The sequence below is a fragment of the Acidovorax sp. 56 genome (genome assembly GCF_002749705.1).
GTDB lineage: Bacteria > Pseudomonadota > Gammaproteobacteria > Burkholderiales > Burkholderiaceae_C > Acidovorax.
This window is the reverse complement of the sequence record NZ_PEEV01000001.1, coordinates 4,448,645-4,474,167: the sequence shown is the minus strand read 5'-3', so window position 1 is coordinate 4,474,167 and position 25,523 is coordinate 4,448,645. Positions and strand designations below refer to the sequence as shown.

General features: G+C 63.6%; 24 protein-coding genes and 2 pseudogenes. 16 read left to right on the top strand and 10 right to left on the bottom strand.

Features of this window, described 5'->3' with window-relative positions; genetic code table 11:
* Positions 1–160 precede the first annotated feature (160 nt).
* The gene (locus tag CLU88_RS19890) at positions 161–940 is read right to left on the bottom strand and encodes an IclR family transcriptional regulator C-terminal domain-containing protein (protein WP_099658081.1); all 780 of its coding nucleotides are present in this window, start codon (positions 938–940) and stop codon (positions 161–163) included.
* Positions 941–1,335: 395 nt separating this feature from the next.
* Between CLU88_RS19890 and pobA the strand changes: the two genes are divergently transcribed.
* Positions 1,336–2,520, top strand: coding sequence for a 4-hydroxybenzoate 3-monooxygenase (gene pobA / locus CLU88_RS19885; RefSeq protein WP_099658080.1), 1,185 nt, complete (start codon positions 1,336–1,338; stop codon positions 2,518–2,520).
* A 374-nt stretch (positions 2,521–2,894) separates the two neighbouring features.
* Positions 2,895–3,602, top strand: coding sequence for a hypothetical protein (locus tag CLU88_RS19880; RefSeq protein ID WP_143226053.1), 708 nt, complete (start codon positions 2,895–2,897; stop codon positions 3,600–3,602).
* Positions 3,603–3,740: 138 nt separating this feature from the next.
* On the opposite strand, the gene CLU88_RS19875 is transcribed toward CLU88_RS19880, so the two are convergent.
* From CLU88_RS19875 to dusB, 4 genes are all read right to left on the bottom strand, one after another.
* Entirely contained in the window at positions 3,741–4,265 is a 525-nt protein-coding gene (locus CLU88_RS19875) for a c-type cytochrome (protein ID WP_099658078.1), read from the bottom strand.
* 33 nt (positions 4,266–4,298) lie between these two features.
* On the bottom strand, positions 4,299–5,906 hold the full coding sequence (purH, locus tag CLU88_RS19870; protein WP_199173480.1) for a bifunctional phosphoribosylaminoimidazolecarboxamide formyltransferase/IMP cyclohydrolase: 1,608 nt from the start codon (positions 5,904–5,906) through the stop codon (positions 4,299–4,301).
* A gap of 106 nt (positions 5,907–6,012) precedes the next feature.
* Positions 6,013–6,246 (bottom strand): Fis family transcriptional regulator, encoded by a 234-nt coding sequence (locus CLU88_RS19865; protein ID WP_099658077.1) that lies wholly within the window; start codon positions 6,244–6,246, stop codon positions 6,013–6,015.
* Positions 6,243–7,289 carry a tRNA dihydrouridine synthase DusB gene (dusB, locus tag CLU88_RS19860; protein WP_099658076.1) on the bottom strand — a complete coding sequence of 349 codons (1,047 nt, stop codon included), beginning with the start codon at positions 7,287–7,289 and terminating at the stop codon, positions 6,243–6,245. The genes CLU88_RS19865 and dusB overlap by 4 nt, the downstream gene beginning before the upstream one ends.
* Positions 7,290–7,455: 166 nt before the next feature.
* On the opposite strand from dusB, the gene CLU88_RS19855 reads away from it, so the two are divergent.
* Positions 7,456–7,938, top strand: a complete 483-nt coding sequence (locus CLU88_RS19855) for a YqaA family protein (protein WP_099658075.1) — start codon at positions 7,456–7,458, stop codon at positions 7,936–7,938.
* A gap of 203 nt (positions 7,939–8,141) precedes the next feature.
* Positions 8,142–9,089 carry an IS1595 family transposase gene (locus CLU88_RS19850; RefSeq protein WP_099659027.1) on the top strand — a complete coding sequence of 316 codons (948 nt, stop codon included), beginning with the start codon at positions 8,142–8,144 and terminating at the stop codon, positions 9,087–9,089.
* A gap of 230 nt (positions 9,090–9,319) precedes the next feature.
* Here CLU88_RS19850 and ychF read toward each other — a convergent pair whose 3' ends face one another.
* Positions 9,320–10,414 carry a redox-regulated ATPase YchF gene (ychF, locus tag CLU88_RS19845; protein WP_099658074.1) on the bottom strand — a complete coding sequence of 365 codons (1,095 nt, stop codon included), beginning with the start codon at positions 10,412–10,414 and terminating at the stop codon, positions 9,320–9,322.
* 228 nt (positions 10,415–10,642) lie between these two features.
* Entirely contained in the window at positions 10,643–11,872 is a 1,230-nt protein-coding gene (serA, locus tag CLU88_RS19840; RefSeq protein ID WP_099659026.1) for a phosphoglycerate dehydrogenase, read from the bottom strand.
* Positions 11,873–12,141: 269 nt separating this feature from the next.
* Between serA and ugpB the strand changes: the two genes are divergently transcribed.
* The 6 genes from ugpB (at position 12,142) to ugpQ (ending at position 17,530) form a co-directional block, all read left to right on the top strand.
* Positions 12,142–13,449 carry a sn-glycerol-3-phosphate ABC transporter substrate-binding protein UgpB gene (gene ugpB / locus CLU88_RS19835; RefSeq protein ID WP_099658073.1) on the top strand — a complete coding sequence of 436 codons (1,308 nt, stop codon included), beginning with the start codon at positions 12,142–12,144 and terminating at the stop codon, positions 13,447–13,449.
* A 134-nt stretch (positions 13,450–13,583) separates the two neighbouring features.
* A complete protein-coding gene (gene ugpA / locus CLU88_RS19830; RefSeq protein WP_099658072.1) occupies positions 13,584–14,465 on the top strand; it encodes a sn-glycerol-3-phosphate ABC transporter permease UgpA in 882 nt (293 codons plus the stop codon).
* A gap of 1 nt (position 14,466) precedes the next feature.
* On the top strand, positions 14,467–15,318 hold the full coding sequence (gene ugpE / locus CLU88_RS19825) for a sn-glycerol-3-phosphate ABC transporter permease UgpE (RefSeq protein WP_099658071.1): 852 nt from the start codon (positions 14,467–14,469) through the stop codon (positions 15,316–15,318).
* Positions 15,319–15,378: 60 nt separating this feature from the next.
* A complete protein-coding gene (locus CLU88_RS19820) occupies positions 15,379–16,383 on the top strand; it encodes a sn-glycerol-3-phosphate import ATP-binding protein UgpC (protein WP_099658070.1) in 1,005 nt (334 codons plus the stop codon).
* A 26-nt stretch (positions 16,384–16,409) separates the two neighbouring features.
* Complete coding sequence (locus CLU88_RS19815; protein ID WP_099658069.1) at positions 16,410–16,751, top strand: VOC family protein; 342 nt, start codon at positions 16,410–16,412, stop codon at positions 16,749–16,751.
* A 23-nt stretch (positions 16,752–16,774) separates the two neighbouring features.
* Positions 16,775–17,530, top strand: a complete 756-nt coding sequence (gene ugpQ / locus CLU88_RS19810) for a glycerophosphodiester phosphodiesterase (RefSeq protein WP_099658068.1) — start codon at positions 16,775–16,777, stop codon at positions 17,528–17,530.
* Between the two features lie 98 nt (positions 17,531–17,628).
* On the opposite strand, the pseudogene CLU88_RS19805 reads toward ugpQ, so the two are convergent.
* The 3 genes and pseudogenes from CLU88_RS19805 to CLU88_RS19790 form a co-directional block, all read right to left on the bottom strand.
* Positions 17,629–18,279 (bottom strand): annotated as a pseudogene (locus CLU88_RS19805) (Bug family tripartite tricarboxylate transporter substrate binding protein); the annotation flags it as partial.
* A 272-nt stretch (positions 18,280–18,551) separates the two neighbouring features.
* Positions 18,552–18,770, bottom strand: a pseudogene (locus tag CLU88_RS19795) (Bug family tripartite tricarboxylate transporter substrate binding protein); the annotation flags it as partial.
* Positions 18,771–18,958: 188 nt separating this feature from the next.
* Complete coding sequence (locus CLU88_RS19790) at positions 18,959–19,237, bottom strand: hypothetical protein (RefSeq protein WP_099658067.1); 279 nt, start codon at positions 19,235–19,237, stop codon at positions 18,959–18,961.
* A 76-nt stretch (positions 19,238–19,313) separates the two neighbouring features.
* Between CLU88_RS19790 and hemA the strand changes: the two genes are divergently transcribed.
* From hemA to CLU88_RS19760, 6 genes are all read left to right on the top strand, one after another.
* Complete coding sequence (gene hemA, locus CLU88_RS19785; protein ID WP_099658066.1) at positions 19,314–20,621, top strand: glutamyl-tRNA reductase; 1,308 nt, start codon at positions 19,314–19,316, stop codon at positions 20,619–20,621.
* Between the two features lie 114 nt (positions 20,622–20,735).
* Positions 20,736–21,848 carry a peptide chain release factor 1 gene (prfA, locus tag CLU88_RS19780; RefSeq protein WP_099658065.1) on the top strand — a complete coding sequence of 371 codons (1,113 nt, stop codon included), beginning with the start codon at positions 20,736–20,738 and terminating at the stop codon, positions 21,846–21,848.
* A gap of 72 nt (positions 21,849–21,920) precedes the next feature.
* Complete coding sequence (prmC, locus tag CLU88_RS19775; protein ID WP_099658064.1) at positions 21,921–22,757, top strand: peptide chain release factor N(5)-glutamine methyltransferase; 837 nt, start codon at positions 21,921–21,923, stop codon at positions 22,755–22,757.
* 264 nt (positions 22,758–23,021) lie between these two features.
* Positions 23,022–23,735, top strand: a complete 714-nt coding sequence (locus tag CLU88_RS19770; protein WP_099658063.1) for a DUF3053 family protein — start codon at positions 23,022–23,024, stop codon at positions 23,733–23,735.
* Between the two features lie 124 nt (positions 23,736–23,859).
* Positions 23,860–24,183 carry a Grx4 family monothiol glutaredoxin gene (gene grxD, locus CLU88_RS19765; RefSeq protein WP_099659025.1) on the top strand — a complete coding sequence of 108 codons (324 nt, stop codon included), beginning with the start codon at positions 23,860–23,862 and terminating at the stop codon, positions 24,181–24,183.
* Positions 24,184–24,394: 211 nt separating this feature from the next.
* Positions 24,395–25,402, top strand: coding sequence for an AAA family ATPase (locus CLU88_RS19760; RefSeq protein ID WP_099658062.1), 1,008 nt, complete (start codon positions 24,395–24,397; stop codon positions 25,400–25,402).
* Positions 25,403–25,523 lie beyond the last annotated feature (121 nt).

Here is a 25,523-nt window from a genome sequence, read left to right as displayed (position 1 = left end):
CAACTGGCCCACACACTCCCGCCCCGTTCACCCTGAGCTTGTCGAAGGGCAAGCACAGCCTGAGCCCCGGCTTCGACAGCCCGAACGGCTGGGGGTTCTGGCCAGGGCTCTGATGGCGGTTGGATGGATCGCAAACACGATGCCAGGCTACACCCCGCCGCTACAGCAGCCCCCGCAACTCGCGCGCTGCCTCCTGCAGCAGCGGCAGCATGTCGCGCTGCAGTGTCTGCGCCTGCATTTGCTGGGGTGATGCCACCACATTGAGCGCCGCCACCGTCTGCCCCTGCAGGTTGCGCAGCGGCACGGCCAGGGCGTGCACGCCCAGCTCGTGCTCTTCCACCGCCAGGCAAAAATCGTCGCGCCGCGCCTCGGCCACCACCTTGCGCAAGGCGCCCACTTGCGTGAGGGTGTGGGGCGTGAGCCGCTGCAGCGTGCAGCCCTTGAGCCACTGCGTGAGCTCTGCCACCGGCAGCGCGGCCAGCAGCACCCGCCCCGTCGATGTGGGGTGCGCAGGCAGCCGCGCCCCCAGGTGCAGGCCATAGGCCATGGTGCGCGATGGCGCGCCATACACCCCGCTGCGCGCCACGATCACCACCTCGTCCCCGTCCAGCACCACGGCAGAGAACGACTGCTGCGTCTGCGCCGCCAGCCGGTTCAGCGTGGGCTGCAGCACGCGCGGTAGCCGGGCCGATGCCAGGTAGCTGCCCGAAAACCGCAGCACCTTGGGCGCCAGCCAAAAGTAGCTGCCATCCGTCTCCAGATAGCCCAGGTGCGCCAGCGTGAGCAAATGCCTGCGCGCCGCCGCCCGCGTCAGGCCCGTGCGCTGCGCGGCCAGCGTGGCGTTGAGCCGCTGGCGCTCGGTGTCAAAGCTCTCCAGCACCGCCATGCCTTTGGCCATGCCTTCGATGAGGTCGGACTTGGCGATAGGAAAAGTGGCCATGGATGAATTCCTGCAGTTGCTGGGGTGACTTGATGCCTTGCGCAGTCCCCCACGGAGGCGCTATGGATACAGCATGACCCCCCTTGAACCGTTCAAGCTGAGCTTGTCGAAGCGCGGCGCAGGGCTTGGACAAGCTCAGCCCGAACGAATCGTTGAAGTTCAAAGATGCCTGCGCCATAAAACGCCACATACGGCTGCGCGACCACCCGCCACTTCAACGGGACCAGCCCGCTCCAGGCTTCATGACACATGTCAATTACTGCGCGATGATCGCACAACGCAACCGATCATCGCACGCTATCGAGCCCAGCCACTGGCCGCAGAACGCCTGGGAACCTACGCTCAACCCCGTTGATTTCCAAGATCCACAACGATCCATAACGAGGTACAGAGACATGCGAACCCAAGTTGCCATCATCGGTGCAGGCCCTGCCGGCTTGCTGCTCGGCCAGTTGCTGCACAAGTCCGGCATCGACGCCATCATCATCGAGCAGCGCAGCCCCGCCTACGTGCTCAGCCGCATCCGCGCCGGGGTGCTGGAACAAGTGGCCATGGACCTGCTGGACCAGGCTGGCGTGAGCGCCCGCGCCCATGCCGAAGGCCTGCCGCACGACGGCTTTGAGCTGCTGTTCAAGGGCCAGCGCCACCGCATCGACATGCACCGGCTGACCGGCGGCAGCCGCGTCATGGTCTACGGCCAGACCGAAGTGACGCAAGACCTGATGGACGCCCGCACCGCCGCAGGCCTCACCACCGTGTACGAAGCCGCCAACGTAAAAGTGCACGACTTTGACGGCGCCACGCCGCGCGTCACGTACGAGAAAGACGGCCAGACGCACACCCTCACCTGCGACTTCATCGCAGGCTGCGACGGCTTCCACGGCGTGTGCCGCGCCAGCGTGCCTGAAGACGCCATCCGCACCTACGAGCGCGTCTACCCCTTTGGCTGGCTGGGCCTGCTGGCCGATGTGAAGCCCGTGGCGCACGAGTTGATCTATGCCCACACCGACCGGGGCTTTGCACTGTGCAGCATGCGCAGCGCCACCCGCAGCCGCTACTACCTGCAAGTGCCGCTGACCGACAAGGTGGAGAACTGGAGCGACGACGCCTTCTGGGCCGAGATGCGCAACCGACTGGACCCCGAAGCCCGCGAGCACCTGACCACTGGCCCTTCGCTCGAAAAGAGCATCGCCCCGCTGCGCAGCTTTGTGGCCGAGCCCATGCGCTTTGGCAGCCTGTTCCTGGCGGGCGACGCCGCCCACATCGTGCCCCCCACCGGCGCCAAGGGCCTGAACCTGGCCGCGAGCGACGTGGGCTACCTGTGGAATGCGCTGGCCGACTTCTACAACGACAAGTCCCGCGCAGGCATCGACACCTACTCTGACCGCTGCCTGCGCCGCGTGTGGCGCGCCGAGCGCTTCTCGTGGTGGTTCACCTCGCTGATGCACCACTTCCCAGAAACCGGCGCCTTTGGCCAGAAGATGCAGGAGGCGGAGCTGGATTACCTGGTGAATTCGGAGGCTGCATCCCGCTCGCTGGCGGAGAACTATGTGGGGCTGCCGATGAATTTTGGTGCTTGATTCAGCGTCCTCATACCACTACTAAAACCATAGCTTCCGGCGCTTTATTTATAAGCGCTGGAGGCTATTTTTATTGCAAGACCTGCTTTATCAAAGAAGCGGGTGGTGAGCCAAACGGTGTTCAGCCGTAGCACCGCAACAACCGCCGAGACGAGAGCTTCGGTCCGGAGTAAGCTGGCAAGAGACATTGATCACGCAACGTCTAAGCGGTCTGCCATGCCCGGAAACCCATGGTGTCCGTCGGGCCGAACGTTGCACCAAGGTCCCTTTCACACGGAAGCTGTGTCTGGAATATCCCGGTTGCTCCATGCCTGTTCCGTAGGTTCTGCGGGATACATTACGTCAGATGTTATTTCCAATATCAAGGGGATCTTGTGGAATCAATCGCGACACTGACGGGGATGAGCGTAGGGTCGGCTGTCCTTGTAGCAACCATCGTAAGCCTCATTCACATAAAGAAGACCAGAGCTACTGCAATGCGAATCGCCGCACTTGAAGCAGATGCAAACGAGCACCAAAAGCAGCTCCACAAGCTCGAGGCGGCACATTTGAAGGCTAAGAACGATTTGGAACTAGAACACCACAGTTTTGCCAAACGCGCACGAGAGGAGCACTACAACGAGGGATTTCAGCACGGTGTGACATCAAGTCAGAAAGACCATCTTATTGAAATCACAAATCTTCGAGCGGCTCACCGGGAAGAGCTCGCACAGCGCGAGGCTGAGGCTGAAAAGCGCGGCCGTGCTATAGCCAAACTAGAACACGAAGCCCAGGTCAAGGCATTCGGAGTCGAGATCAGACCTTACGTAAAGATCGAAAAGGACATAGGGGTAATTTGGGACAACCACAAAAGCCATACCGGTTATCAGTACCAGCTCCTCGTTAACGGCATTCCCGCCTTCCAGCCCCATATCGTGGTCGAACACAGCGAGGAAATTAAACAGGTAGATAAAGAGATGGTTGCAGAGCTCGTGAAGCTCGCGCAGAAAGGAGCCGAGACCGCAGCTAAGGTATATCTTAGAGGAGCATCGCCCGGCGCATTGATTATTGGGCCCGAAATAGTTCAACAGGTTAAGGTCTAAAATTTTTATGGACTCCGATACCGCTTCGCGGCACGAATGCGATCGGTGATCTCGGGAAATGCCCAAATCCACACCCACTTGGGTTTCCGCTTTTCCTGAACTCCTCACAAACGGAAGCCCCAAAAGGATGCCGACTAACTACTGCGCAGACGCCGACTTCCCACCCTCCGCAATCGGCAAGCTCAACACCCACAGAGCCATCGCCTGCGCCTGCACTTCAGTGACCTGAGGGTGACGAGGCATCACAGTGCGCCCCCATTCACCCACACTGCCTTCGCGGATCTTGCGGGCCAGGTAGGCGGCGGCGTCGGGGCGGTCTTGGTAGCGGGCTGCAATCTGGCGGAAGGATGGGCCGACGTAGCGCCGATCCATGCCGTGGCAGCGCAAACAATCACTGGATTCCACCAAGGCTTGCCCGGCCAGTGAGGTGGTTTTGGGGGCTGCTGCGGCGTCTGAAGCCCCGGCGGCAGGAGCTGTAGGGTTTGCAGAGGCCGGTGGCTGCGGTACTACGGCCCCCGGTATTTCGACCTGCGGCGGTTTGGCTGTGAACACCATGCGCACGCCCAGGTTGAGCATGCCCAAGGTGATCAGCAACCCGAAGACCATCAGCGCCCACCCCAGCCAGCGCGGCCGGGGCGGTGGGGTGTCATCGTCTGGATGCATGGCGCAATCCAGGGATGCTTTGCGGTGCGCAGATCAATGGCGGAAGTGGCGCACGCCGCTGAACACCATGGCCACACCGCGTTCGTTGGCGGCGTCAATCACTTCCTGGTCGCGCATGGAGCCGCCGGGCTGGATGACGCAGGTGGCGCCTGCATCCACCACCACATCGAGGCCGTCACGGAAGGGGAAGAAGGCGTCGCTGGCTACCACGGTGCCTTGCAGCGACAGGTTGGCATGGCTGGCCTTGATGCTGGCGATGCGGGCCGAGTCGAGGCGGCTCATCTGGCCTGCGCCCACGCCCATGGTCATGCCGCCCTTGCAGAAGACGATGGCGTTGCTCTTGACGTACTTGGCCACCTTCCAGGCAAACAGCAGGTCGGACATTTCTTCCAGCGACGGCTGCTTGTGCGTCACCACCTTCAGGTCGATGAGCGACAGCTCGTGGTTGTCGGCCGACTGCAGCAGCAGGCCCGAGCCGATGCGCTTGGCGTCCATGGCGTTGCGGCCACGGCTCCAGTGCGTGGTGCCGCCGTGGGCGGGCAGCGCGATCTTGAGCAGGCGCACATTGGCCTTGGCTTTGAAGATTTCCAGTGCCTCGGCAGTGAAGTCGGGGGCCATCAGCACTTCCACAAACTGCTTGCTGACCTGGGCGGCGGCGGCGCCGTCCACCGCGCGGTTAAAGGCGATGATGCCGCCGAAGGCGCTGGTGGGGTCGGTCTGGAAGGCCTTGCTGTAGGCGTCCAGGGCGTCCAGGCCCACGGCCACGCCGCAGGGGTTGGCGTGCTTGACGATGACGCAGGCAGCGGCGTCAAAGCTCTTGACGCATTCCCACGCGGCATCGGCGTCGGCGATGTTGTTGTAGGAGAGTTCTTTGCCTTGCAGTTGCACGCCAGTGACCAGCGAGCCGGGCGCGGGGTGCAGGTCGCGGTACAGCGCGGCTTGTTGGTGGCTGTTTTCGCCATAGCGCAGGTCTTGCACCTTGATGAAGGCGCCGTTGCTTTGGCCAGGGAACTGCGTGCGCTCGGGCACGTAGGTTTCCGACAGCTTGGCTTCGTCGAAGGTGACGGAGGAGAGGTAGTCGCTGATGGCGCCGTCGTACTGGGCGATGCGGTTGAACGCGGCCACCGACAGGGCGAAGCGCAGTTTGTCACTCAGCTTGCCGTTCGCCTTCAGCTCGGCCAGCACGGCGTCGTATTGGTCGGCGGCGGTGATCACGCCCACGTCGGCCCAGTTCTTGGCAGCGCTGCGCACCATGGCGGGGCCGCCGATGTCGATGTTCTCGATGGCGTCGGCCAGCGTGCAACCGGCCTTGGCCACGGTGGCTTCAAAGGGGTAGAGGTTGACCACCAGCAGGTCGATGGTGTCGATGCCGTGTTCCTTCAGGGCCGCCATGTGGGCAGGCAGCTCGCGGCGGGCCAGCAGGCCACCGTGCACCTTGGGGTGCAGGGTCTTCACGCGGCCGTCCAGCATTTCGGGGAACTGGGTGACTTCGGCCACCTCGGTCACGGGCAGGCCTTCTTTGGCCAGCAGCTGCGCGGTGCCGCCGGTGGACAGCAGCTTGATGCCCAGCGCGTGCAGGGCTTTGGCAAAGTCAACAATGCCGGTCTTGTCGGATACGGAGAGGAGTGCGTTCATGGCCATGGTGGAGGTAAAGTTTGAAGTTAAATCGGGCTCTAGCGCTCATCCAATAAGCGCTAGAAGCTATATTTTTTATAGCAATCAACCCTGAGGGCACCTGGGGTACGGCTCAGAGCAGTTTGTGCTCCACCAGCTTCTTGCGCAAGGTGTTGCGGTTCAGGCCCAGCCATTCGGCCGCGCGGGACTGGTTGTTCTCGGCGTGGCTCATCACCACCTCCAGCAGCGGCTTTTCGACCACGCGCACCAGCATGTCGTACATGCCGTCGGGCGTTTCACCGCCCAGGTCGCGAAAGTAGCCCTGAAGGCTTTCACGGACGCACTCTTCTATGTGTTGTTTGCTCATGCAGGCAATCCCTCTTGTTCTTCTGCTTCAACCAGCGCCGCCGTGGCGGCGGGCATGCGGTCCATCTGGGTGCCCAGGGCTTCCAGAAAATCGGCCACCGCCTGCCACTGCGTGGCGCTGTCTTCTATCGTATTGATGTGCTGCCTGAAGGCCTCGCCACCCGGCAGAGCGCGCAGGTACCACGCAATGTGCTTGCGGGCGCTGCGCACGCCGGTCAGCTCGCCATACAGGCTGTAATGGTCGTGCAAATGGTCCAGCAGAAGGCGGCGCACCTCGGCCACCAGGGGTGGGGCCAGGTGCTCGCCTGTGTCCAGAAAGTGGGCGATCTCGCGGAAGATCCACGGCCGCCCCTGGGCCGCGCGGCCGATCATGATGGCGTCGGCACCCGTAGCGGCCAGCACATCGCGTGCCTTTTCGGGCGAGGTGATGTCGCCGTTGGCCACCACGGGCACCTTCACCGCAGCTTTCACGGCAGCGATGGTGTCGTACTCGGCCTGGCCTTTGTAGCCCTGCTCGCGCGTGCGGCCGTGCACCGTCAGCATCTGGATGCCGATGGATTCAAACTGACGCGCCAGGGATACAGCGTTCTTGTGCTGCTGGCACCAGCCGGTGCGCATCTTCAGCGTGACGGGCACGTTGAACGGCGCACACGCCTCGACCACCGCCTGGGCGATGGACACGGCCAGCGCCTCGTCCTGCATCAGGGCGGAGCCCGCCCACTTGTTGCACACCTTCTTGGCCGGGCAGCCCATGTTGATGTCGATGATTTGCGCGCCGCGCTCTACGTTGTAGACCGCCGCCTCGGCCATCATCTGCGCCTCGGTGCCGGCAATCTGCACGGCAATGGGGCCCGGCTCCCCTTCGTGGTTGGCCCGGCGCGAGGTCTTGAGGCTGTTCCACAAGTCCTTGCGCGAGGTCACCATCTCACTCACCGCATAGCCCGCCCCCAGCGCCTTGCACAGCTGGCGAAAAGGCCGGTCCGTCACGCCCGCCATGGGGGCGACGAACAGGCGATTCGCCAAAGAAAACTGGCCGATGTGCATAGGGTGTGCGGGAGGGGTTGGGCAGCGAATGCTGAAAAAGGAGGCAGGATTGTACCTGCTCAAAATTTCAGCAAATGAAAAACGCAACGGAATATTTCAGAAGGCCCCAAGGGTCACCGATGCCCCTGGACGTTGCCGCCGCAGCAGCCCCCTACACTCCCAGCCTATGGAAATATGGATGCACCAGTTGCTGCAATGGCTGGCCCTGCCGCAGTTTGGGCTGAGCACGGTGTTCGTGGTCACGTTCCTCTCGGCCACGCTGCTGCCGCTGGTGTCAGAGCCTGCGGTGTTCGGGCTCATCAAGCTCAACCCCGACCTGTTCTGGCCCGCCATTGCCGTGGCCACCATAGGCAACACACTGGGCGGCGCCGTAAGCTGGTGGATGGGCCTGGGCGCCCACAAGGCGGTAGACCGGGCCCGAGGCAGCGCCACCGAGGTGCGCGCCCTGAACTGGCTGCGCCGCTTTGGCCCCCCCGCCTGCCTGCTGAGCTGGCTGCCCGGCGTGGGCGACCCGCTGTGCGCCGTGGCAGGCTGGCTCAAACTGCCCTTTTGGCCCTGCCTGGCGTACATGGCGGTGGGCAAGTTCCTGCGCTATCTGGTGATGACCAGCGTGCTGCTGTACTTTATGCCGGGGCAGGTGGGGCTGTAGGGGCTGTAGGGGCTGGGAAGGCTGGCCTGGGCGCGCAGCATCGCCAAATCGCTATCTATTCAATAGCTGCCAGCGCTTATTCCGCAAGCGCTAGCGGCCATTTTTAGGCTCTTCTAGCGAATGCTAGTGATGAATCTTTAACAGGCGCGCTGCGCCCCCATCTCCTGAGCATGACGCACCAGCGTCTGCCCCAGGAGAAGGCCATGCGACAGCAACAGATGACGCGCTTGATCCACAGCCTGCCCCAGCTGACGCACCACCAGCGCCAGCAACTGGCTAGCCGCCTGCAGGCGCTGATGGATCGCAGCCAAACCAGTGCCATCATTGAGGCGCACGCCAGCGATGGCCGAGCTTGCCCACACTGCGCCAGCTCCCGGCTCGTCAAGAACGGCTCGGCCAATGGGCTGCAACGCTTCAAGTGCCGACAGTGCAAGCGCACCTTCAACGCCCTGACGGGTACGCCGCTTGCGCGGCTGCATCTGCGGGATAAATGGATGGGCCAGGCACAGGCCCTGGGCGAAGGGCTCTCACTGAACCAAACAGCCCAGCGATTGGGTGTGGCGCAAAGCACCGCCTTTCGCTGGCGCCACCGCTTCCTGGTCTGCCCCAAGAATCTGCAGGCACGCCAACTTCTGGGCATTGCCGAGGCAGATGAGTCCTACTTCCTGGTCTCCTGCAAGGGACACAGGGGGTTACTGCGCCGTCCTCGCAGACGTGGTGGAAAGGCGCTGGCGGGCTGCAAGGGCTCGGAGTACACCCCGGTGCTGATGGCGCGAGACCGAGCTGGAGCAACGGCAAACTTCATCTTGCAAACAAACCAAGCGGTGAGTGTGCAAGCGGCGCTCAAGCCCTTGCTGGCGCCAGACGCCATCCTGTGCACCGATGGCAGCGTCACGCTGGCCAGCGCTGCGCGGGCTCTGGGAGTGCAGCACCAAGCGGTGAACGTGAGCAAAGGCCAACGGGTAAAGGGGCCCTGGCATGTGCAGAACGTCAATGCCTATGTCAGCAGGCTGCGAGGGTGGCTGCAACGATTCAAGGGTATTGCGACGAAGTACCTTGATTCGTATTTGGGGTGGTTCAGGCTGTTGGACCGATCAGGCCCCAAGGGGCTGCAGCCCGCGCTGGTGCTGGCGGCGGCCATGGGAAACTAAAGCGTCACTAGCATTCGCTAGAAGAGCCCATTTTTATCTCAAACCCTGCCCTGCTATCGCCAGAAAAGACGACACGTCCCTGCGGGCGCCATCAGGCCAGGATGGTGTGAAACGCGCCTGGATACACCCAAGCCGGCCACCACAAGTACAAAGCCCCGCATCGGCGGGGCTTTGTACTTGGCGGGATTCAAACGCCTGCCAGCAGAGACGCTTAACGCCCCTTGCAGCGCTTAGACGTTGAACAAGAAGTTCAACACATCGCCGTCCTTGACCACGTATTCCTTGCCTTCGGCGCGCATCTTGCCCGCATCCTTGGCGCCTTGCTCGCCCTTGTATTGGATGAAGTCTTCAAACGCGATGGTCTGGGCGCGGATGAAGCCGCGCTCAAAGTCACCGTGGATCACGCCAGCCGCTTGCGGAGCGGTGTCGCCCACGCGGATGGTCCAGGCGCGCACTTCCTTCACACCAGCGGTGAAGTAGGTTTGCAGGCCCAGCAGCTTGAAGCCCGCGCGGATCAGGCGGTTCAGGCCGGGTTCGTCCTGGCCCATCTCGGCCAGGAACATGTCGCGGTCTTCGTCGCTCATTTCCGACATTTCGGATTCCATCTTGGCGCAGATGGCGACCACGGGGGCGTTCTGAGCCGCGGCGTATTCCTTGAGGCGGTCAAGCAGCGCGTTGTTCTCAAAGCCGTCTTCACTCACGTTGCCCACAAACATGGCGGGCTTGGCGGTGATGAGGCAGAACGGCTTGAGCAGCGGTGCGTCTTCCTTGCTCACGGGCACGGTGCGGGCGGGCTTGCCTTGGTCCAGCGCGGCCTGGATGGGCGTGAGCAGCGCAACGATCTTGGCGGCTTCCTTGTCGTTGCCCGACTTGGCCGCCTTGCTGTAGCGGTTCAGCGCCTTTTCCACGGTGGACAGGTCGGCCAGGCACAGCTCGGTCTGGATGACTTCGATGTCGGCGATCGGGTCCACGCGGCCTGCGACGTGGATCACGTTGTCGTCTTCAAAGCAGCGCACCACGTTGACGATGGCGTCGGTCTCGCGGATGTGGGCCAGGAACTGGTTGCCCAGGCCTTCGCCCTTGCTGGCGCCCGCCACCAGGCCGGCAATGTCCACAAACTCCACGATGGCAGGCACGATGCGCTCGGGAGTGATGATCTGGGCCAGTTGCTGCAGGCGCGGGTCGGGCACTTCCACCACGCCGGTGTTGGGCTCGATGGTGCAGAACGGGTAGTTCTCGGCGGCGATGCCCGCCTTGGTCAGCGCGTTGAAGAGGGTGGACTTGCCCACATTGGGCAGGCCCACGATGCCGCATTTGAGGCTCATGGAAATTCCTTGTGTATCGCCCCCTTTGTGCGCTTGTGCGCGCCACGGCCCTCACGGAGGCCGGGCTGCACATGCAGGCCAACGCCAGACGGGGCGGCGGCCTTGAAGGGGCTGGGAGAAAGACACCGCCACGCAAAACCGGACGAATCCAGCGGTTTGCGGCGACGGCGCCTTGGGGGTGGCGCGGATTTTAACCTTGGGCCACCGTTGCCCCCGCCCAGGGCACGCTCAGAACAGCACCCGGCTGCGCAAGGTGCCCGCCACGCCCGCCAGCTTGTCCAGCGCCAGCGGAGACGAGGCCGCGTCGATGTCGATCACCACATAGCCAATCTTTTCGTTGGTCTGCAGGTACTGGGCTGCGATGTTGATGTGGTTGTCCGAGAAGATGCGGTTGATCTCGGACAGCACGCCCGGCACGTTGCGGTGGATGTGCAGCAGGCGGTGCTTGCCAGGGTGGGCGGGCAGCGCCACTTCCGGGAAGTTGACCGACGAGGTGCTGGTGCCGTTGTCACTGTACTTGACCAGCTTTTCTGCCACCTCGGTGCCGATGTTGGCCTGCGCCTCCATGGTGGAGCCGCCGATGTGGGGTGTAAGGATGACGTTGTCCAGCCCGCGCAGGGGCGACTGGAACTCGTCCTTGTTGGTGCGCGGCTCCACAGGAAACACGTCGATGGCTGCACCCAGCAGCTTCTTGGCTTTCAGCGCTGCAGCCAGGGCGTCAATATCGACCACCGTGCCGCGCGCGGCGTTGATGAGGATGCCACCGGGCTTCATGGCGGCGATTTCAGCCGCGCCGATCATGCCTTCGGTCGAGGGCAGCTCGGGCACATGCAGGCTGACGATGTCGCTTTGCGCCAGCAGGTCGTGCAGCTTGTGCACCTGGCGCGCATTGCCCAAGGGCAGCTTGCTCACCACGTCAAAGAAGGCCACCTGCATGCCCAAGGCCTCGGCCAGCACCGACAGCTGCGTGCCGATGGAGCCATAGCCCACGATGCCCAGCGTCTTGCCCCGGATCTCGTACGCGTTGTCGGCCGACTTGAGCCAGCCGCCCCGGTGGGCCACGGCGCTTTTCTCGGGCACGCCGCGCAGCAGCAAGATGGCTTCGGCCAGCACCAGCTCGGCCACGGAGCGGGTGTTGGAGTACGGCGCGTTGAACACCGCGATGCCGCGCTCGCGCGCGGCATTCAGGTCGACCTGGTTGGTGCCAATGCAAAAGCAGCCCACGGCCACCAGCTTGTGCGCCTGCGCAAACACGGCTTCGGTGAGCTGCGTGCGCGAACGGATGCCGAGGAAGTGCACGTCAGCGATCTTGCGCTGGAGTTCATCGTCCGGCAGCGCGCCAGACACGGTTTCGATCTGGGTGTAGCCAGCGGCGCGAAGGATCTCTACGGCAGAGCTGTGGATGCCCTCGAGCAACAAAAATTTGATCTTGCTTTTGTCCAGCGAATTGGTGGTCATGAAAATCCCTGTGGAGTGAATTGGGGTGGCTGGGGCAGCGCGCACTGGCTGGTCGACAAGCATGGTGCAATGCACAAAACCTTGCAAGTCTGGGCAAATCCATCTCAAGACAGTCACACAAGCGTCACAATTGGACACACCGCCAGGGCCGCAACGGGTTTTCACCGTTGTGAGTGCCCAGGCAACCATGGGACAACGACACATGTTTGACACACAGCGCGCCTAGCATCGGCCGCTTTGTGCCCAACGCCATCCTTGGAGAAACATTTATGCAACTGAAGAAACTGGCCCTGACTGCCGCCATCGCCCTGGGCGCCTGCGTTCCTGCGCACGCCCAGACCGAGATCCAGTGGTGGCATTCGATGAGCGCCGCGTTGGGCGACTGGGTAAACGACCTGGCCAAGCAATACAACGCCAGCCAGACCAAGTACAAGATCGTGCCCACCTACAAAGGCACGTATGACGAATCGATGACAGCCGGTATTGCCGCCTTCCGCGCAGGCAATGCACCGCACATCATCCAGGTGTTTGAAGTGGGCACCGCCACCATGATGGCCAGCAAGGGCGCCATCGTGCCGGCAGGCAAGGTGCTGACCGACGGTGGCTTCAAGTTCGACCCCACCCAGTACGTGTCTGCCGTGGCCGGTTACTACACCGCCCCCAATGGCCAGATGCTGAGCTACCCGCTCAACAGCTCCACCACCATCTTCTATTACAACAAGGACGCCTTCAAGAAGGCCGGCCTGGACGCCAACAAGCCACCCAAGACCTGGCCTGAAGTGTTTGAAGCCGCCTCCAAGCTCAAGGCCAGCGGCCACAGCTGCCCGTTCACCACCAGCTGGATCAGCTGGACGCAGCTCGAAAGCTTCTCGCTGTGGCACAACACGCTGTTCGCCAGCAAGAACAACGGCTTTGACGGCACCGACGCGCAGCTGCAAATCAACACCCCGCTGCACGTGCGCCACTTTGAGAACCTGGCCAAGGCCTCCAAGGAAGGCAGCTTTGTGTACAAGGGCCGTGGCAACACCGCCGACGCCTCGTTCCCATCGGGCGAGTGCGCCATGATCACCGGCTCGTCGGGCCTGTACGCCCGCGTGGCCAAGGAAGCCAAGTTTGCCTACGGCATCTCGGCCCTGCCCTACTACGCCGATGTGAAGGGTGCCCCGCAGAACACCGCCATTGGTGGCGCCAGCCTGTGGATCATGGCCGGCAAGAAGTCTGAAGAGTACAAGGGCGTGGCCGACTTCCTGAACTTCCTGAACGACACCAAGGTGCAAGCCGCCAGCCACCAGCGCACGGGCTACCTGCCTGTGACCACGGCGGCCTACAAGCTGACCGAGGCCTCGGGCTTCTATGAAAAGAACCCCGGCACCGACGTGGCCGTGACGCAGATGATCCGCAAGGCCACCGACAAGTCGCGCGGCATTCGCCTGGGCAACTTTGCCCAGATCCGCACCATCATCGACGAGGAAACCGAGCAAATCTGGTCCGGCAAGAAGACTTCCAAGGAAGCTCTGGACAACGCCGTGACCCGTGGCAACGAGCAACTGGCGCGCTTTGCCCGCGCCAACCGCTAAGCGTTAGCGCTACCCCCTTGATGGGGCGAAGGAGCCAGGCCCGCGCCTGAATCCCTTGCCTTCATCGTTGGCCCGCACCCCCGCAAACCCCGGTTTGCAAGGGCTGCGGGCTGTTTTGTTCAGACGGATACCCTATGGAAAAACGCGTTCTATTTCGCTCTGCATGGCTGCCGTGGGTGCTTTTGCTCCCCCAGCTGGCCGTGATCAGCATCTTTTTCTTCTGGCCGGCGGGCCAGGCCCTGGTGCAGTCGTTCCAGATGCAGGATGCCTTTGGCATGTCCACCGAATGGGTGGGCTTCGACAACTTCCGCACCCTGTTTGAAGACCCGGGCTACCTCGCCTCGTTCAAGACAACGGCCTTCTTCTCCATCGCGGTGGCGGTGTCAGGCATCAGCATCTCGCTGGTGCTGGCGATCTTTGCCGACCGCATCGTGCGCGGCGCGCTGGTGTACAAAACCGCGCTGCTGCTGCCCTACGCCGTGGCCCCTGCCGTGGCGGGCGTGCTGTGGATGTTCATGTTCTCGCCCTCGCTGGGGGTGGTGGCGTATTTGCTGCGCAAGTCAGGGATGGACTGGAACCACTTGCTGAACTCCGACCACGCCATGACGCTGATCGTGATTGCGGCGGTGTGGAAGCAGATCTCCTACAACTTCCTGTTCTTCCTGGCGGGCCTGCAATCCATCCCCAAATCGCTGATCGAGGCCGCTGCCATTGACGGTGCAGGCCCTTGGCGCCGGTTCTGGAGCATCCAGTTCCCGCTGCTGTCGCCCACCACGTTCTTCCTGCTGGTGATCAACGTGGTGTACGCCTTCTTCGACACCTTCGCCATCGTGGACTCCACCACGCAGGGCGGCCCTGGACAGGACACCTCGATCCTGGTCTACAAGGTCTATCACGATGGCTTCAAGGCCATGGACATGGGCGGATCGGCTGCGCAATCGGTGGTGCTGATGGCCATCGTGGTGGTGCTCACCGTGATCCAGTTCCGCTACGTTGAAAAGAAAGTGCAGTATTGAAATGGTTGAACGCAGTCCTTTCTTAAAGGCGTTCTCGCACCTGATCATGGTGCTGGGCGTCATCATCGTGGGCTTTCCGCTGTACCTGGCGTTTGTGGCATCCACCCACACGGCGCAAGACATCGTGCAGGTGCCCATGCCCATGCTGCCCGGCGGCAATTTCTGGGAGACCTACAAAACCGCCCTGTTCGGCGGTGGTACGGGCCCCGGATCCAGCGCCCCGGTGGCGCACATGATGTGGGTGAGCTTCGTGACGGCCATGGTCATCACCGTGGGCAAGATCGCCATCTCGCTGCTGTCGGCCTTCGCCATCGTGTACTTCCGCTTCCCCTTCAAGGGCATCTGCTTCTGGCTGATCTTCGTCACCCTGATGCTGCCCGTGGAAGTGCGCATTGGCCCCACATACCAGGTGGTGTCCAACCTGGGCATGCTCAACACCTATGCGGGCCTGACGGTGCCGCTGATTGCCTCGGCCACGGCCACCTTCCTGTTCCGCCAGTTCTTCCTGACGGTGCCGGACGAGCTGGTGGAAGCCGCGCGCATCGACGGTGCGGGCCCGCTGCGTTTCTTCAAAGACATCCTGGTGCCGCTGTCGCGCACGTCCATCGCGGCGCTGTTCGTGATCCAGTTCATCTATGGCTGGAACCAGTACCTGTGGCCACTGCTCGTGACCACCTCGGAAGACATGTACCCCGTGGTGATCGGCATCAAACGCATGATTGCAGGCGGAGACACCGGCAACGAATGGAACGTGGTGATGGCCACGGCCCTCTTGGCCATGCTGCCCCCCGCCCTGGTGGTGGTCTTCATGCAGCGCTGGTTCGTCAAGGGCCTGGTGGACACGGAAAAATAAACAAAATCTGCCGCTAGCGCTTACCAATCAAGCGCTAGCAGCTATTAATTTAAGAGCAAAATGGCATCCATCTCTCTTCGCAACATCATCAAGCGCTATGGCCACGGCCCCAAGGCCAACCAGGTCATCCATGGCGTGAACGCTGAAATCAAGGACGGCGAATTCGTCGTCATCGTCGGCCCCTCGGGCTGCGGCAAATCCACGCTACTGCGCATGGTGGCCGGGCTGGAAGAAATCTCCGGCGGCGAGCTGCACATTGGCAACCGCGTGGTGAACGACCTGGAACCCGCCCAGCGCGACATCGCCATGGTGTTCCAGAACTACGCGCTGTACCCGCACATGACGAACTACGAGAACATGGCCTACGGCCTGAAGATCGCCAAGGTGCCCAAGGACGAAATCAAGGCCCGCGTGGACAAGGCCGCCAAGATCCTGGAGCTGTCGCACCTGCTCGAGCGCAAGCCGCGCGAGCTATCGGGCGGCCAGCGCCAGCGCGTGGCCATGGGCCGCGCCATCGTGCGCCAGCCCCAGGTGTTTCTGTTTGACGAGCCGCTGTCCAATCTGGACGCCAAGCTGCGCGCGCAAACCCGCCTGGAGATCCAGAAGCTGCACCGCGAGCTGGGCATCACCAGCCTGTTCGTCACGCACGACCAGGTCGAAGCCATGACGCTCGCCCAGCGCATGATCGTGATGAACGCAGGCAACATGGAACAGTTCGGCACGCCCGAAGAGGTCTACCACACGCCCGCCTCCACCTTCGTGGCCAGCTTCATCGGCTCGCCACCGATGAACCTGCTCAAGCACGCACCGAACAGCAAGCCCGGCACCATCCTGGGCATCCGCCCCGAGCACATGGACATTGGCAACGACGGCTGGGAAGTGCGCGTGGACACCATCGAGCTGCTGGGTGCCGAGCGCCTGGTGTACGCCTCCATGGGTGAAGACAACATGATCGTGCGCATTGACGAGGGCCGCCCCTCGCCCAAGCCCGGCGACACCATCCGCGTGGCCCCGCGTGAAGACCGCCTGCACTGGTTCAACGCCGAAACCGGCAAGCGGCTCTGAGCCCCCACACGGAGCCCAAAGCCCCCATGGCAGGCATCCACGCCACCGTGCCGGTGCTGGCATCGCTGGACTTGGCAGAGTCCCGGCTGTTCTACACCGAACGGCTGGGCTTTGACTGCCTGCATGCCTCTGCCGACTACCTGATGCTGGCGCGCGACGGCTGCGAGCTGCACCTGTGGCACTGCACCGAGCGCCACATCGCTGAGAACACCTCGTGCTACGTGCGGGGCGACACCGCCGCGCTGCACGCCGACTTTGCGCAGCGTGGCCTGCGGGTAGCGCCACCGCAGCTGCGCGACTGGGGCATGCGCGAGTTCTACGTCATCGACCCCCACGGCAACCTGCTCAAGTTTGGCGAACCCGCCTGAGCCCCACGCTTCACCCTTTGCCCATGACAGCGATCACCGCCCCCTCCTGGCCCTACCCCCGCTGGATTGCCCACCGTGGCGCAGGCAAGCTGGCCCCTGAAAACACCATGGCCGCCTTCCGCCTGGGCGCGCAGCACGGCTATCGCATGTTCGAGTGCGACGCCAAGTTGAGCAGCGACGGCGTGCCCTTCTTGCTGCACGACGCCACGCTGGAGCGCACCACCAATGGCCAAGGCACGGGCAGCGACCTGAGCCTGGGCGCACTGGCGCAGCTCGATGCAGGCCGCTGGCACTCACGCGCCTATGCGGGCGAGGCGGTGCCTACGCTGGAAGCGCTGGCCCGCTTTTGCATCGCCAACGGCTACTTTCTGAACATCGAAATCAAGCCCACACCGGGCCATGAAGAACGCACCGGCCGCGTGGTGGGCGAGACGGTCGCGCGCCTGTGGCAAGGCCAGGCCGTGCCGCCGCTGTTCTCGTCCTTCAAGCCCGAGGCGCTGGCCGGTGCGCAAGCCACAGCCCCGCACATTCCACGCGCCCTGCTGATCGATGCACTGTGGGACGGCTGCCTGGACGAAGCCCGCCGCCTGGGCTGCGTGGCCATCGTGTGCAACCACGCGCTGTGGGACGCAGCGCTGGTCGCCCAGGTCAAGGCCCTGGGCATGCGCACCCTGAGCTACACCGTCAACGACGAATGGGCCGCGCAGCGCCTGATCGACCTCGGCACCGACGGCATCATCACCGACCGCGTAGACCTGTTTTCGCCTGCGGCACTCTGAACGCCCCCACTCCAAACCAGCGCCACCGTGGAACCGGCTTTGCCGGGCCACCGGCGGCGTCCCCCTTCAAGGGGGAAGGCGCGCAGCGCCTCAGGGGGTCAATCGAGCTTCGCGCCTGACTTCTTCACCACCTCGGCCCAGCGCGGCATCTCAGCGGCCAGGAAGGCCGCAAAATCCTCGGCGCCCATGAAGGCCGGATCGGCCCCCTGGCTGACCATGCGGTTCCTCACGTCGGGCATCTGCAGCACCTGCTTGAACGCATCGCTGAGCTTGTTCACCGCCTCCTTGGGCGTGCCCGCAGGGGCCAAACAGCCATAGAACCCCACCACCTCAAAGCCCTTGATGCCGCTCTCGATCACGGTGGGCACATCGGGCAACGCTGGGTTGCGCTCGCGGCTCGTCACGGCCAGGGCGCGCACCTTGCCCTGCTTGTGGTACGAGGCGGCCTGCGGAATGCTCTCGGCCATGAACTGCACCTGCCCGGCCATCAGGTCGGTGAACGCGGGGGCGCTGCCACGGTAGGGGATGTGCACCATGAACAGGCCCGTGACGGACTTGAACATCTCGGGCACCAAATGGCTGATGCCGCCGTTGCCTGCGGAGCCAAAGTTGACCTGGCCTGGGCGTGTCTTGGCGTAGGCCATGAACTCCTGCAGGTTCTTGGCGGGCACGTTGGGGTTGACCAGCAAGGCCAGCGGCTGCATGGCCGTGCGGGCCACGGGCACAAAGTCTTTGAGCGTGGCGTAAGAACCTGTTCAAAGTCTTTTTGGAGTTGCACAAGTGTCTTGCCGGGATGGGCTGCTAGGCGCAGCGCGCGGCCAATAGCTCGTGCTATTGGCAAGCGGTGCAACAACGCAGACCGCCCGGCAAGACACTTGCCCGAAGGGTTGGAGTGAAATCGGGCGATTGGACGCCCCGGCTGCTTGCATGGGCATGAGCCCATGCGGCGCATCCGAAGCATCCACTCATCCCGATTGCACTCCAATGCAATATCCAAAAAGACTTTGAACAGGTTCTAAGACAGCTTGCTGTACAGCGCAGGGTTGATGACCATCACCCCCGTGTTGGCCAGCATGATGGTGTGCCCGTCGGCCGGTGACTTCATCACCTCTTGTGCACCCACCGTGCCCCCAGCGCCCGATTTGTAGTCCATCACCACGGGCTGGCCCAGCACGGTTTGCAGCTTGTCAGACAGCAGGCGCGCATGCTGGTCCAGAGGGCCACCGGCCGGGAAGCCCACCACGATGCGGATGGGCTTGGTCGGAAAGGTCTGGGCTGTGGCAGCCGTGGCGCAGGCCAGGGCTGCGACGGTCAGCAGGACGGCAAGGGGCTTCATGGGGTGTCTCCGGTTGTTATGGTGGGGTGAACCAAAAGACTAACACCCTGCCCGGCGGGGCAACTGCGCCGAAGGCTTAGGCGCTCAAGCGCTCAGGCACGCCAGATGCGTTGGCCCAGTCCATGCGATGTCGCGCAGGCCAGCACCAGGGCCGCGTAGGTAGCCATCTTCCCGTCGCGCCCCGTCAACCACAGGCCCGCCAGCAACACCAGCGCGCACACACCAAAATCCAACAGCCATTGCATGCCCCGCCCCAGGCCCGTAGCGCGCCCACGCAGCACCAGCCGCCCCAGCACGGCCATGGCCACGGCCATCCAGAAGGCGGGGGCCAGAAAATTGAGGAGATGGTTGAGGCTGTCGAGCGGACCCATGTGTGCAGTTGACCCAGATCAAGGCTTACCCAGGCTGGGCGCCGCAGTTTAGGTAAGGATTTTATAATCCGCCACCATGGCAGTCTGGGCCCTCGGCATCAACCACACCACCGCGCCGCTCGATCTGCGCGGCAGGTTTGCGTTCGCGCTCGATCAGATCGCCCCCACGCTGCACGGGTTGCGCCAGTCTTTGGGCACCACCGGCAGCCACCCGGGGGTGGAGACCGCCATTATCTCCACCTGCAATCGCACCGAAATTTACTGCGCTGGCCAGCAGCCTGCGCTGGACCACACGCTGGGCTGGCTGGCCCACAGCGGCGGCGTGAGCCCCGCGTTGCTGCGCTCGCACTCCTACACCCTGGAAGACAGCCTCGTCGCGCGCCACGCCTTCCGTGTGGCCAGCGGGCTTGATTCGATGGTGCTGGGCGAGGCGCAGATCCTGGGCCAGATGAAGGACGCCGTGCGCGCCGCCGAAACGGCTGGCGCCCTGGGCACCACGCTCAACCAGCTCTTTCAGCGCAGCTTTGCCGTGGCCAAAGAGGTGCGCACCAGCACCGAGATCGGCGCGCACAGCATCAGCATGGCAGCAGCGGCCGTGCGTCTGGCAGGCCAGCTGTTTGAAGACATCTCCGAGACCAAGATTTTGTTCGTCGGCGCGGGCGAGATGATTGAGCTGTGCGCCACGCACTTCGCCGCCAAGAACCCCAAGGCCATTGCCATTGCAAACCGCACGCTGGAGCGTGGCGAAAAACTCGCCACCCGCTTTGGCGGCGAGGTGATGCGCCTGGCCGACCTGCCCGAGCGCCTGCACGAGTTCGATGCCGTCATCAGCTGCACCGCCAGCAGCCTGCCCATCATCGGCCTGGGTGCTGTGGAACGCGCTTTGAAGAAGCGCCGCCACCGCCCCATGTTCATGGTGGACTTGGCTGTGCCGCGCGACATCGAGCCTGAGGTCAAGGCCCTGGGCGACGTGTACTTGTACACCGTGGACGATCTGGCCACCGTGGTGCAAACCGCGCAGGCCAACCGCCAAGCCGCCGTGGCCCAGGCCGAGGCCATCATCGACGCCGGTGTGCAAAGCTTCATGCACTGGATGGAGCTGCGCAGCCCCGTCGGCCAGGCCGGTGGTGTGGTGCCGCTGATCCAGCAGCTCAATGCACAAACCGACGAGTGGCGCGCCGCCGAGATCGCACGCGCCAAGAAGCTGCTGGCCAAGGGCGAGAACGTGGATGCCGTGCTCGAAGCGCTCTCGCGCGGCCTGACACAAAAGATGCTGCACGGCACCCTGGCCGAGCTGCGCGCAGGCGATGCCGAAATGCGCGCCCAGACGGCCCAGACCGTCTCGCGCCTGTTCCTGCGCTCGCAAAGCAAAAACGGCCAGTAGCGGCGCCCGCCCGCTCACTCGCCACTCCGATTTCAAACAAAATCGGCCTCTAGCGCCTGATTAACAAGCGCTGGCAGCTACAAATTTCGTAGCAAACCTATTTTCCGAATTGCCATGAAACCCTTTCTCCGAAGTCAATTGGAGCGCTATGCACAGCGCTTGGGCGAGCTGGATTTTTTGCTCTCGCGCGAAGACATCATGAGCGACATGGCGCAGTACCGGCGCATTTCCGTCGAGCACGCAGAAGTCACGCAGATTGCAGGCCGCTATGCCCGCTACCAGCAGCGCGAAGCCGACCTGGCCGGTGCCTGCGAAATGCTGGCCGACCCTGACATGGCCGAGATGGCGCAAGAGGAAATCACCGGCGCCGAGGCCGAGCTGCTGCAACTGGAAGACGAACTGCAGCGCCTGCTGCTGCCCAAAGACCCCGATGACGCGCGCAACGCGTTCGTCGAAATCCGCGCGGGTACGGGTGGCGACGAATCGGCCCTGTTCGCAGGCGACTTGACCCGCATGTACACCCGCTACGCAGCCACCGTGGGCTGGAAGGTGGAGGTGGTGAGTGAGAACGCGGCCGAGCTGGGCGGCTACAAGGAAATCGTGTTGCGCTTTGAAGGCGCGCCAGGGTCCGGCCCCTCCGGTAGCGGCGTGTACGGCGCCCTCAAGTTCGAGTCTGGCGGCCACCGCGTGCAGCGCGTGCCCGCCACCGAAACGCAGGGCCGCATCCACACCAGCGCCTGCACCGTGGCCGTGATGCCCGAGCCCGACGAGCACGAGGCCATCAAGCTCAACCCGGCCGACCTGCGCATCGACACCTTCCGCGCCAGCGGCGCGGGCGGTCAGCACATCAACAAAACGGATTCGGCCGTGCGCGTGGTGCACTTGCCCACCGGCATCGTGGCCGAATGCCAAGACGGCCGCAGCCAGCACGCCAACAAGGCCAAGGCGCTGCAGGTGCTGCAGGCGCGCATCCAGGAGAAAGAGCGCAGCGAGCGCGCAGCCAAGGAGGCCGCGCTGCGCAAAGGCTTGATCGGCAGCGGCGACCGCAGCGACCGCATTCGCACCTACAACTTCCCGCAGGGGCGGCTGACCGACCACCGCATCAACCTCACGCTGTACAAACTGCTGTACGTGATGGAAGGCGACCTGGGCGATGTGCTGCAAGCCCTGGCCCACGCACGCGAAGCCGAGCAGCTGGAAGAGCTGGAGATGGGCACCACGGGCTAACTCCCAACCAGATTTGAATCAAATTGCCTTCTAGCGCTTGATAGGCAAGCGCAAGCAGCTATCAAAACCATAGTGAACAACACAGCCCCCACTTTGGCCCAGGCCTTGGGCCAAGCCCACACCCTGGGCCTGGCGCGCATTGACGCGCAATTGCTGCTGCTGCACGCCGTGGGCCGCCCCGACGCAGGCCGCGCCTGGCTGCTGGCGCACGACACGGACGCGATGGACGAGGCCGTGCACGCCCAGTTCATCGCTCTGTGCCAGCGCCGCGCGGCGGGCGAGCCGGTGGCCTACCTCACCGGCCGCAAGGAGTTCTACGGCCTGCCGCTGCAGGTGGATACGCGCGTGCTGGACCCGCGCCCCGACACCGAAACGCTGGTGGACTGGGCGCTGGAGGTGCTTGCCCCGCTGACATCGCCGCGCGTGGTGGACCTGGGCACCGGCAGCGGTGCCATCGCCCTGGCGCTACAAAGCCAACGCGCCGACGCCCAGGTGCTGGCGGTGGATGCCAGCGCCGATGCCTTGGCCGTGGCGCAGGCCAATGGCAAGCGGCTGGGCTTGCCCGTGCAGTTTCAGCCAGCCAACTGGCTGGAGGGCGTGCAGGGCGTGTTCGATGCCATCGTCTCCAACCCTCCCTACATCGCCAACGCCGACCCCCACCTGGCCGCGCTGACGCACGAGCCCCTGCAAGCCCTGGCCAGCGGCACCGATGGGCTCGATGACATCCGCACCATCGTCGCCCAGGCCCCCGCCCACCTGCGGCCTGGGGGCTGGCTGCTGCTGGAGCATGGCTACGACCAGGCCCAGGCCGTGCAGGCGCTGCTGTTGGCGCAGGGGTTTCGCCAAGTCCAAAGCCGCACAGACTTGGCGGGCGTGGACCGCTGCACAGGCGGCTGCTGGATGGCTTAGCGCTACCGCGCCACCGTCTCCTCTGTCCACAACCGCTTGCCCCCGGGTTCTGCGGGCTGCCAGTGTCGGCAGCGCCCCACACACGGGGCATCGAGGTGGCCACATTTGCCAAAAAATGCCGATCCCTGCGCCTTGAAAGAGCGAGCTGCGCGGGTCTGGTGCGCTTTTTTTCATACAGTGACGCCATCGCTTTGCCCCCCCCGCTGCACGTGCCGTGCACGCCTTCGGCAAAGCCCCGATTTCTTCACATCAAGGCACCACACCATGGCCCATACCGCCCTCCTTCACCCCTCACGGCGTCGCGCCTTGCTCGGCTTTGGCGCCCTGTGCGCAGCGCCCACCCTGCTGCTGACGGGCTGCTTCTCCGAACCCAAGGAACGCAAGGCGTTCATTGAGTTTCTGGACAAAGAAGTGCTCTCTGCGCGTGGCATGTCCTACCCCGTGCCCAACGAAGGCAAGCGCCAAACGTTTGGTGACTATGCCAAGCACTATGACGTGGTGGTCCAGTTCATCGAAAAAATGGAAGCCCTGCCCCTGGCCAAACAGATCCAGGACGTGGGCATGACCACGTCACTCGCGCAGCTCAAGGCACGCCGCGAGCAGATCACGGCCATCAGCAACGGCATACCACAGGCGCTGCAAGACATCCGGGCGCTGGTCGCTACAGCCGACAAAGCCAAGGCTGAATTGAAGCAGCCCGAGGACCTGAAACCGGTGTACGACAAGGTGTACGCAAAGTACGTCACCCGCCACAGCGAGCTGATGCTGGGCATACTGCCTGCGCTGCAGAACATCTTCACGGCGTCGTTGGAGCTGCTGGCCCTGGCAGACCAGCACCCGAAAGAAATCACCACGGTGGGCGGCATGACGCAGGTCTCCAGCCAGCGCCTGCTCAACCAGGTCAATGCCATTTCCGCCAAGATGGTTAAAGAGGTGGAAGCGTTGAACAAGCTGGAGTCCGAGCTGCGCAAACTGTAAAGCCCGAGGGCTTTGCCAGGAGGCACGGCAGCAGGCCCCAAAGCCCTGCAGGCAGCCTGGGTTGCGAACAACGATAATGTGGGCTATCGCGCTTTTGCGCTTTGAACCCAATGGAACCGACACCATGAGCGACACCCAACAACGCATTGACGCCCTCGTCAAATCCAGCGACATCCTGCTGTTCATGAAGGGCAGCGCCAGCTTCCCGATGTGCGGCTTCTCCGGCCGTGCGATCCAGATCCTGAAGGCCTGCGGCGTGGACCCCAAGGCCGTGGTCACCGTGAACGTGCTCGAAGACGACGCCATCCGCCAAGGCATCAAGGATTACAGCAACTGGCCCACCATCCCGCAGCTGTACGTCAAGGGCGAGTTCATCGGCGGCTCGGACATCATGATGGAGATGTACGAATCGGGCGAACTCAAGCAAGTGCTGGGCACCGAGGGCTGATGCCTCCGAGGCCGCAGCGCCTCTTTGCCGCCAGACAGGCCGCCCTTTGGGGCGGCCTTTGTTTTTGGCGCGCCCCATGACAGCGGCAGCCAGCGCAGAGCCCCGTGCAGCATGCCTGCAACAGTGGCACTAACACAGGGCTTATCCCACGTTGAGGGGCGGCATGTTGTGTGCTTGAATGGGTGCGTGACCCACATCACAGGAGCATGCAATGACCAGCCATAGCCTTGTTCCCCAAAGCCCCGCACTGCACCTGCCGGTGGCCCAGATGCGCAATGTGTTCCACCCTGGCGATGTCGAGCGCAAGCTCGCACGGCTGCAGGATGCTGGCAGCCAGCGCGAATACGAAAACCTGCGCACCGTCTACGAACGCATGCTGGAGCGCGGCCCCGAGCGCTTTCACGTCAAGCCCTCGGGCGTGCCCGACATGAGTGGCCTGTACGAGCTGCTGCCCAACTTCACCGAGGTGCTGGACGACATCAAACGCCACGTTGCGCTGGCACAGGACAGCAGCGATGGCCTGGAAGTGACCCCGATGCTGCTGCTAGGCCCCCCCGGCATTGGCAAAACCCACTTTGCAAAGCACCTGGCCGACCTGCTGGGCACCGGCATGAACCTGCTGCCCATGAGCTCCATGACGGCAGGCTGGCTGCTGTCGGGCTCGTCCGCACAATGGAAGGGCGCCCGCCCCGGCAAGGTGTTTGAAGCCCTCATCGAGGGCGAATACGCTAACCCCGTGATCGTAGTGGACGAGATCGACAAGGCCAGCAGCGATGCGCAGTACGACCCACTGGGTGCGCTCTACAGCCTGCTGGAGCACGACACGGCGCAGAGCTTTACCGACGAGTTTGCCGAAGTGGCCATTGATGCGAGCCAGGTCATCTGGATCACCACGGCCAATGACACGCGCGGCATTCCCGACCCCATCCTCAACCGCATGAACGTGTTTGAGGTGGAGGCCCCGTCGCTGGAGCAAGCACGCACCATTGCCCTGAACCTATACCAGAGCATTCGCCACAGCCACGACTGGGGCCGCCTGCTGGACCCCGAACCACTGGACGATGTGCTGGACTGCCTGGCCCGCATGCCCCCGCGCGAAATGCGCCGGGCATGGATGACAGGCTTTGGCAACGCCCGACTGGACCGGCGATCGGCCGTGGAAGTGGACGACCTGCCCAAGGCCGCCACAGCACGGGGGCGCATGGGCTTTGTGCAGTAAGCGCCCCTGGGCAACGCGCCAGGAGCAGCCCGCGCGCGGGTGATTGCTGCGCCGCGCAAGATCCTCCAGTCCGAGGCACTCTGGCCACGGACTGGAGGCCATGTACGGGCAGATACACTCC

Excerpts from the sequence above, each read along its gene's own strand:
- CLU88_RS19890 (WP_099658081.1), bottom strand. The coding sequence starts at position 940 with ATGGCCACTTTTCCTATCGCCAAGTCCGACCTCATCGAAGGCATGGCC.
- pobA (WP_099658080.1), top strand. The coding sequence starts at position 1,336 with ATGCGAACCCAAGTTGCCATCATCGGTGCAGGCCCTGCCGGCTTGCTG.
- CLU88_RS19875 (WP_099658078.1), bottom strand. The coding sequence starts at position 4,265 with ATGCATCCAGACGATGACACCCCACCGCCCCGGCCGCGCTGGCTGGGG.
- purH (WP_199173480.1), bottom strand. The coding sequence starts at position 5,906 with ATGGCCATGAACGCACTCCTCTCCGTATCCGACAAGACCGGCATTGTT.
- CLU88_RS19865 (WP_099658077.1), bottom strand. The coding sequence starts at position 6,246 with ATGAGCAAACAACACATAGAAGAGTGCGTCCGTGAAAGCCTTCAGGGC.
- dusB (WP_099658076.1), bottom strand. The coding sequence starts at position 7,289 with ATGCACATCGGCCAGTTTTCTTTGGCGAATCGCCTGTTCGTCGCCCCC.
- CLU88_RS19855 (WP_099658075.1), top strand. The coding sequence starts at position 7,456 with ATGGAAATATGGATGCACCAGTTGCTGCAATGGCTGGCCCTGCCGCAG.
- CLU88_RS19850 (WP_099659027.1), top strand. The coding sequence starts at position 8,142 with ATGCGACAGCAACAGATGACGCGCTTGATCCACAGCCTGCCCCAGCTG.
- ychF (WP_099658074.1), bottom strand. The coding sequence starts at position 10,414 with ATGAGCCTCAAATGCGGCATCGTGGGCCTGCCCAATGTGGGCAAGTCC.
- serA (WP_099659026.1), bottom strand. The coding sequence starts at position 11,872 with ATGACCACCAATTCGCTGGACAAAAGCAAGATCAAATTTTTGTTGCTC.
- ugpB (WP_099658073.1), top strand. The coding sequence starts at position 12,142 with ATGCAACTGAAGAAACTGGCCCTGACTGCCGCCATCGCCCTGGGCGCC.
- ugpA (WP_099658072.1), top strand. The coding sequence starts at position 13,584 with ATGGAAAAACGCGTTCTATTTCGCTCTGCATGGCTGCCGTGGGTGCTT.
- ugpE (WP_099658071.1), top strand. The coding sequence starts at position 14,467 with ATGGTTGAACGCAGTCCTTTCTTAAAGGCGTTCTCGCACCTGATCATG.
- CLU88_RS19820 (WP_099658070.1), top strand. The coding sequence starts at position 15,379 with ATGGCATCCATCTCTCTTCGCAACATCATCAAGCGCTATGGCCACGGC.
- CLU88_RS19815 (WP_099658069.1), top strand. The coding sequence starts at position 16,410 with ATGGCAGGCATCCACGCCACCGTGCCGGTGCTGGCATCGCTGGACTTG.
- ugpQ (WP_099658068.1), top strand. The coding sequence starts at position 16,775 with ATGACAGCGATCACCGCCCCCTCCTGGCCCTACCCCCGCTGGATTGCC.
- CLU88_RS19790 (WP_099658067.1), bottom strand. The coding sequence starts at position 19,237 with ATGGGTCCGCTCGACAGCCTCAACCATCTCCTCAATTTTCTGGCCCCC.
- hemA (WP_099658066.1), top strand. The coding sequence starts at position 19,314 with ATGGCAGTCTGGGCCCTCGGCATCAACCACACCACCGCGCCGCTCGAT.
- prfA (WP_099658065.1), top strand. The coding sequence starts at position 20,736 with ATGAAACCCTTTCTCCGAAGTCAATTGGAGCGCTATGCACAGCGCTTG.
- CLU88_RS19770 (WP_099658063.1), top strand. The coding sequence starts at position 23,022 with ATGGCCCATACCGCCCTCCTTCACCCCTCACGGCGTCGCGCCTTGCTC.
- grxD (WP_099659025.1), top strand. The coding sequence starts at position 23,860 with ATGAGCGACACCCAACAACGCATTGACGCCCTCGTCAAATCCAGCGAC.
- CLU88_RS19760 (WP_099658062.1), top strand. The coding sequence starts at position 24,395 with ATGACCAGCCATAGCCTTGTTCCCCAAAGCCCCGCACTGCACCTGCCG.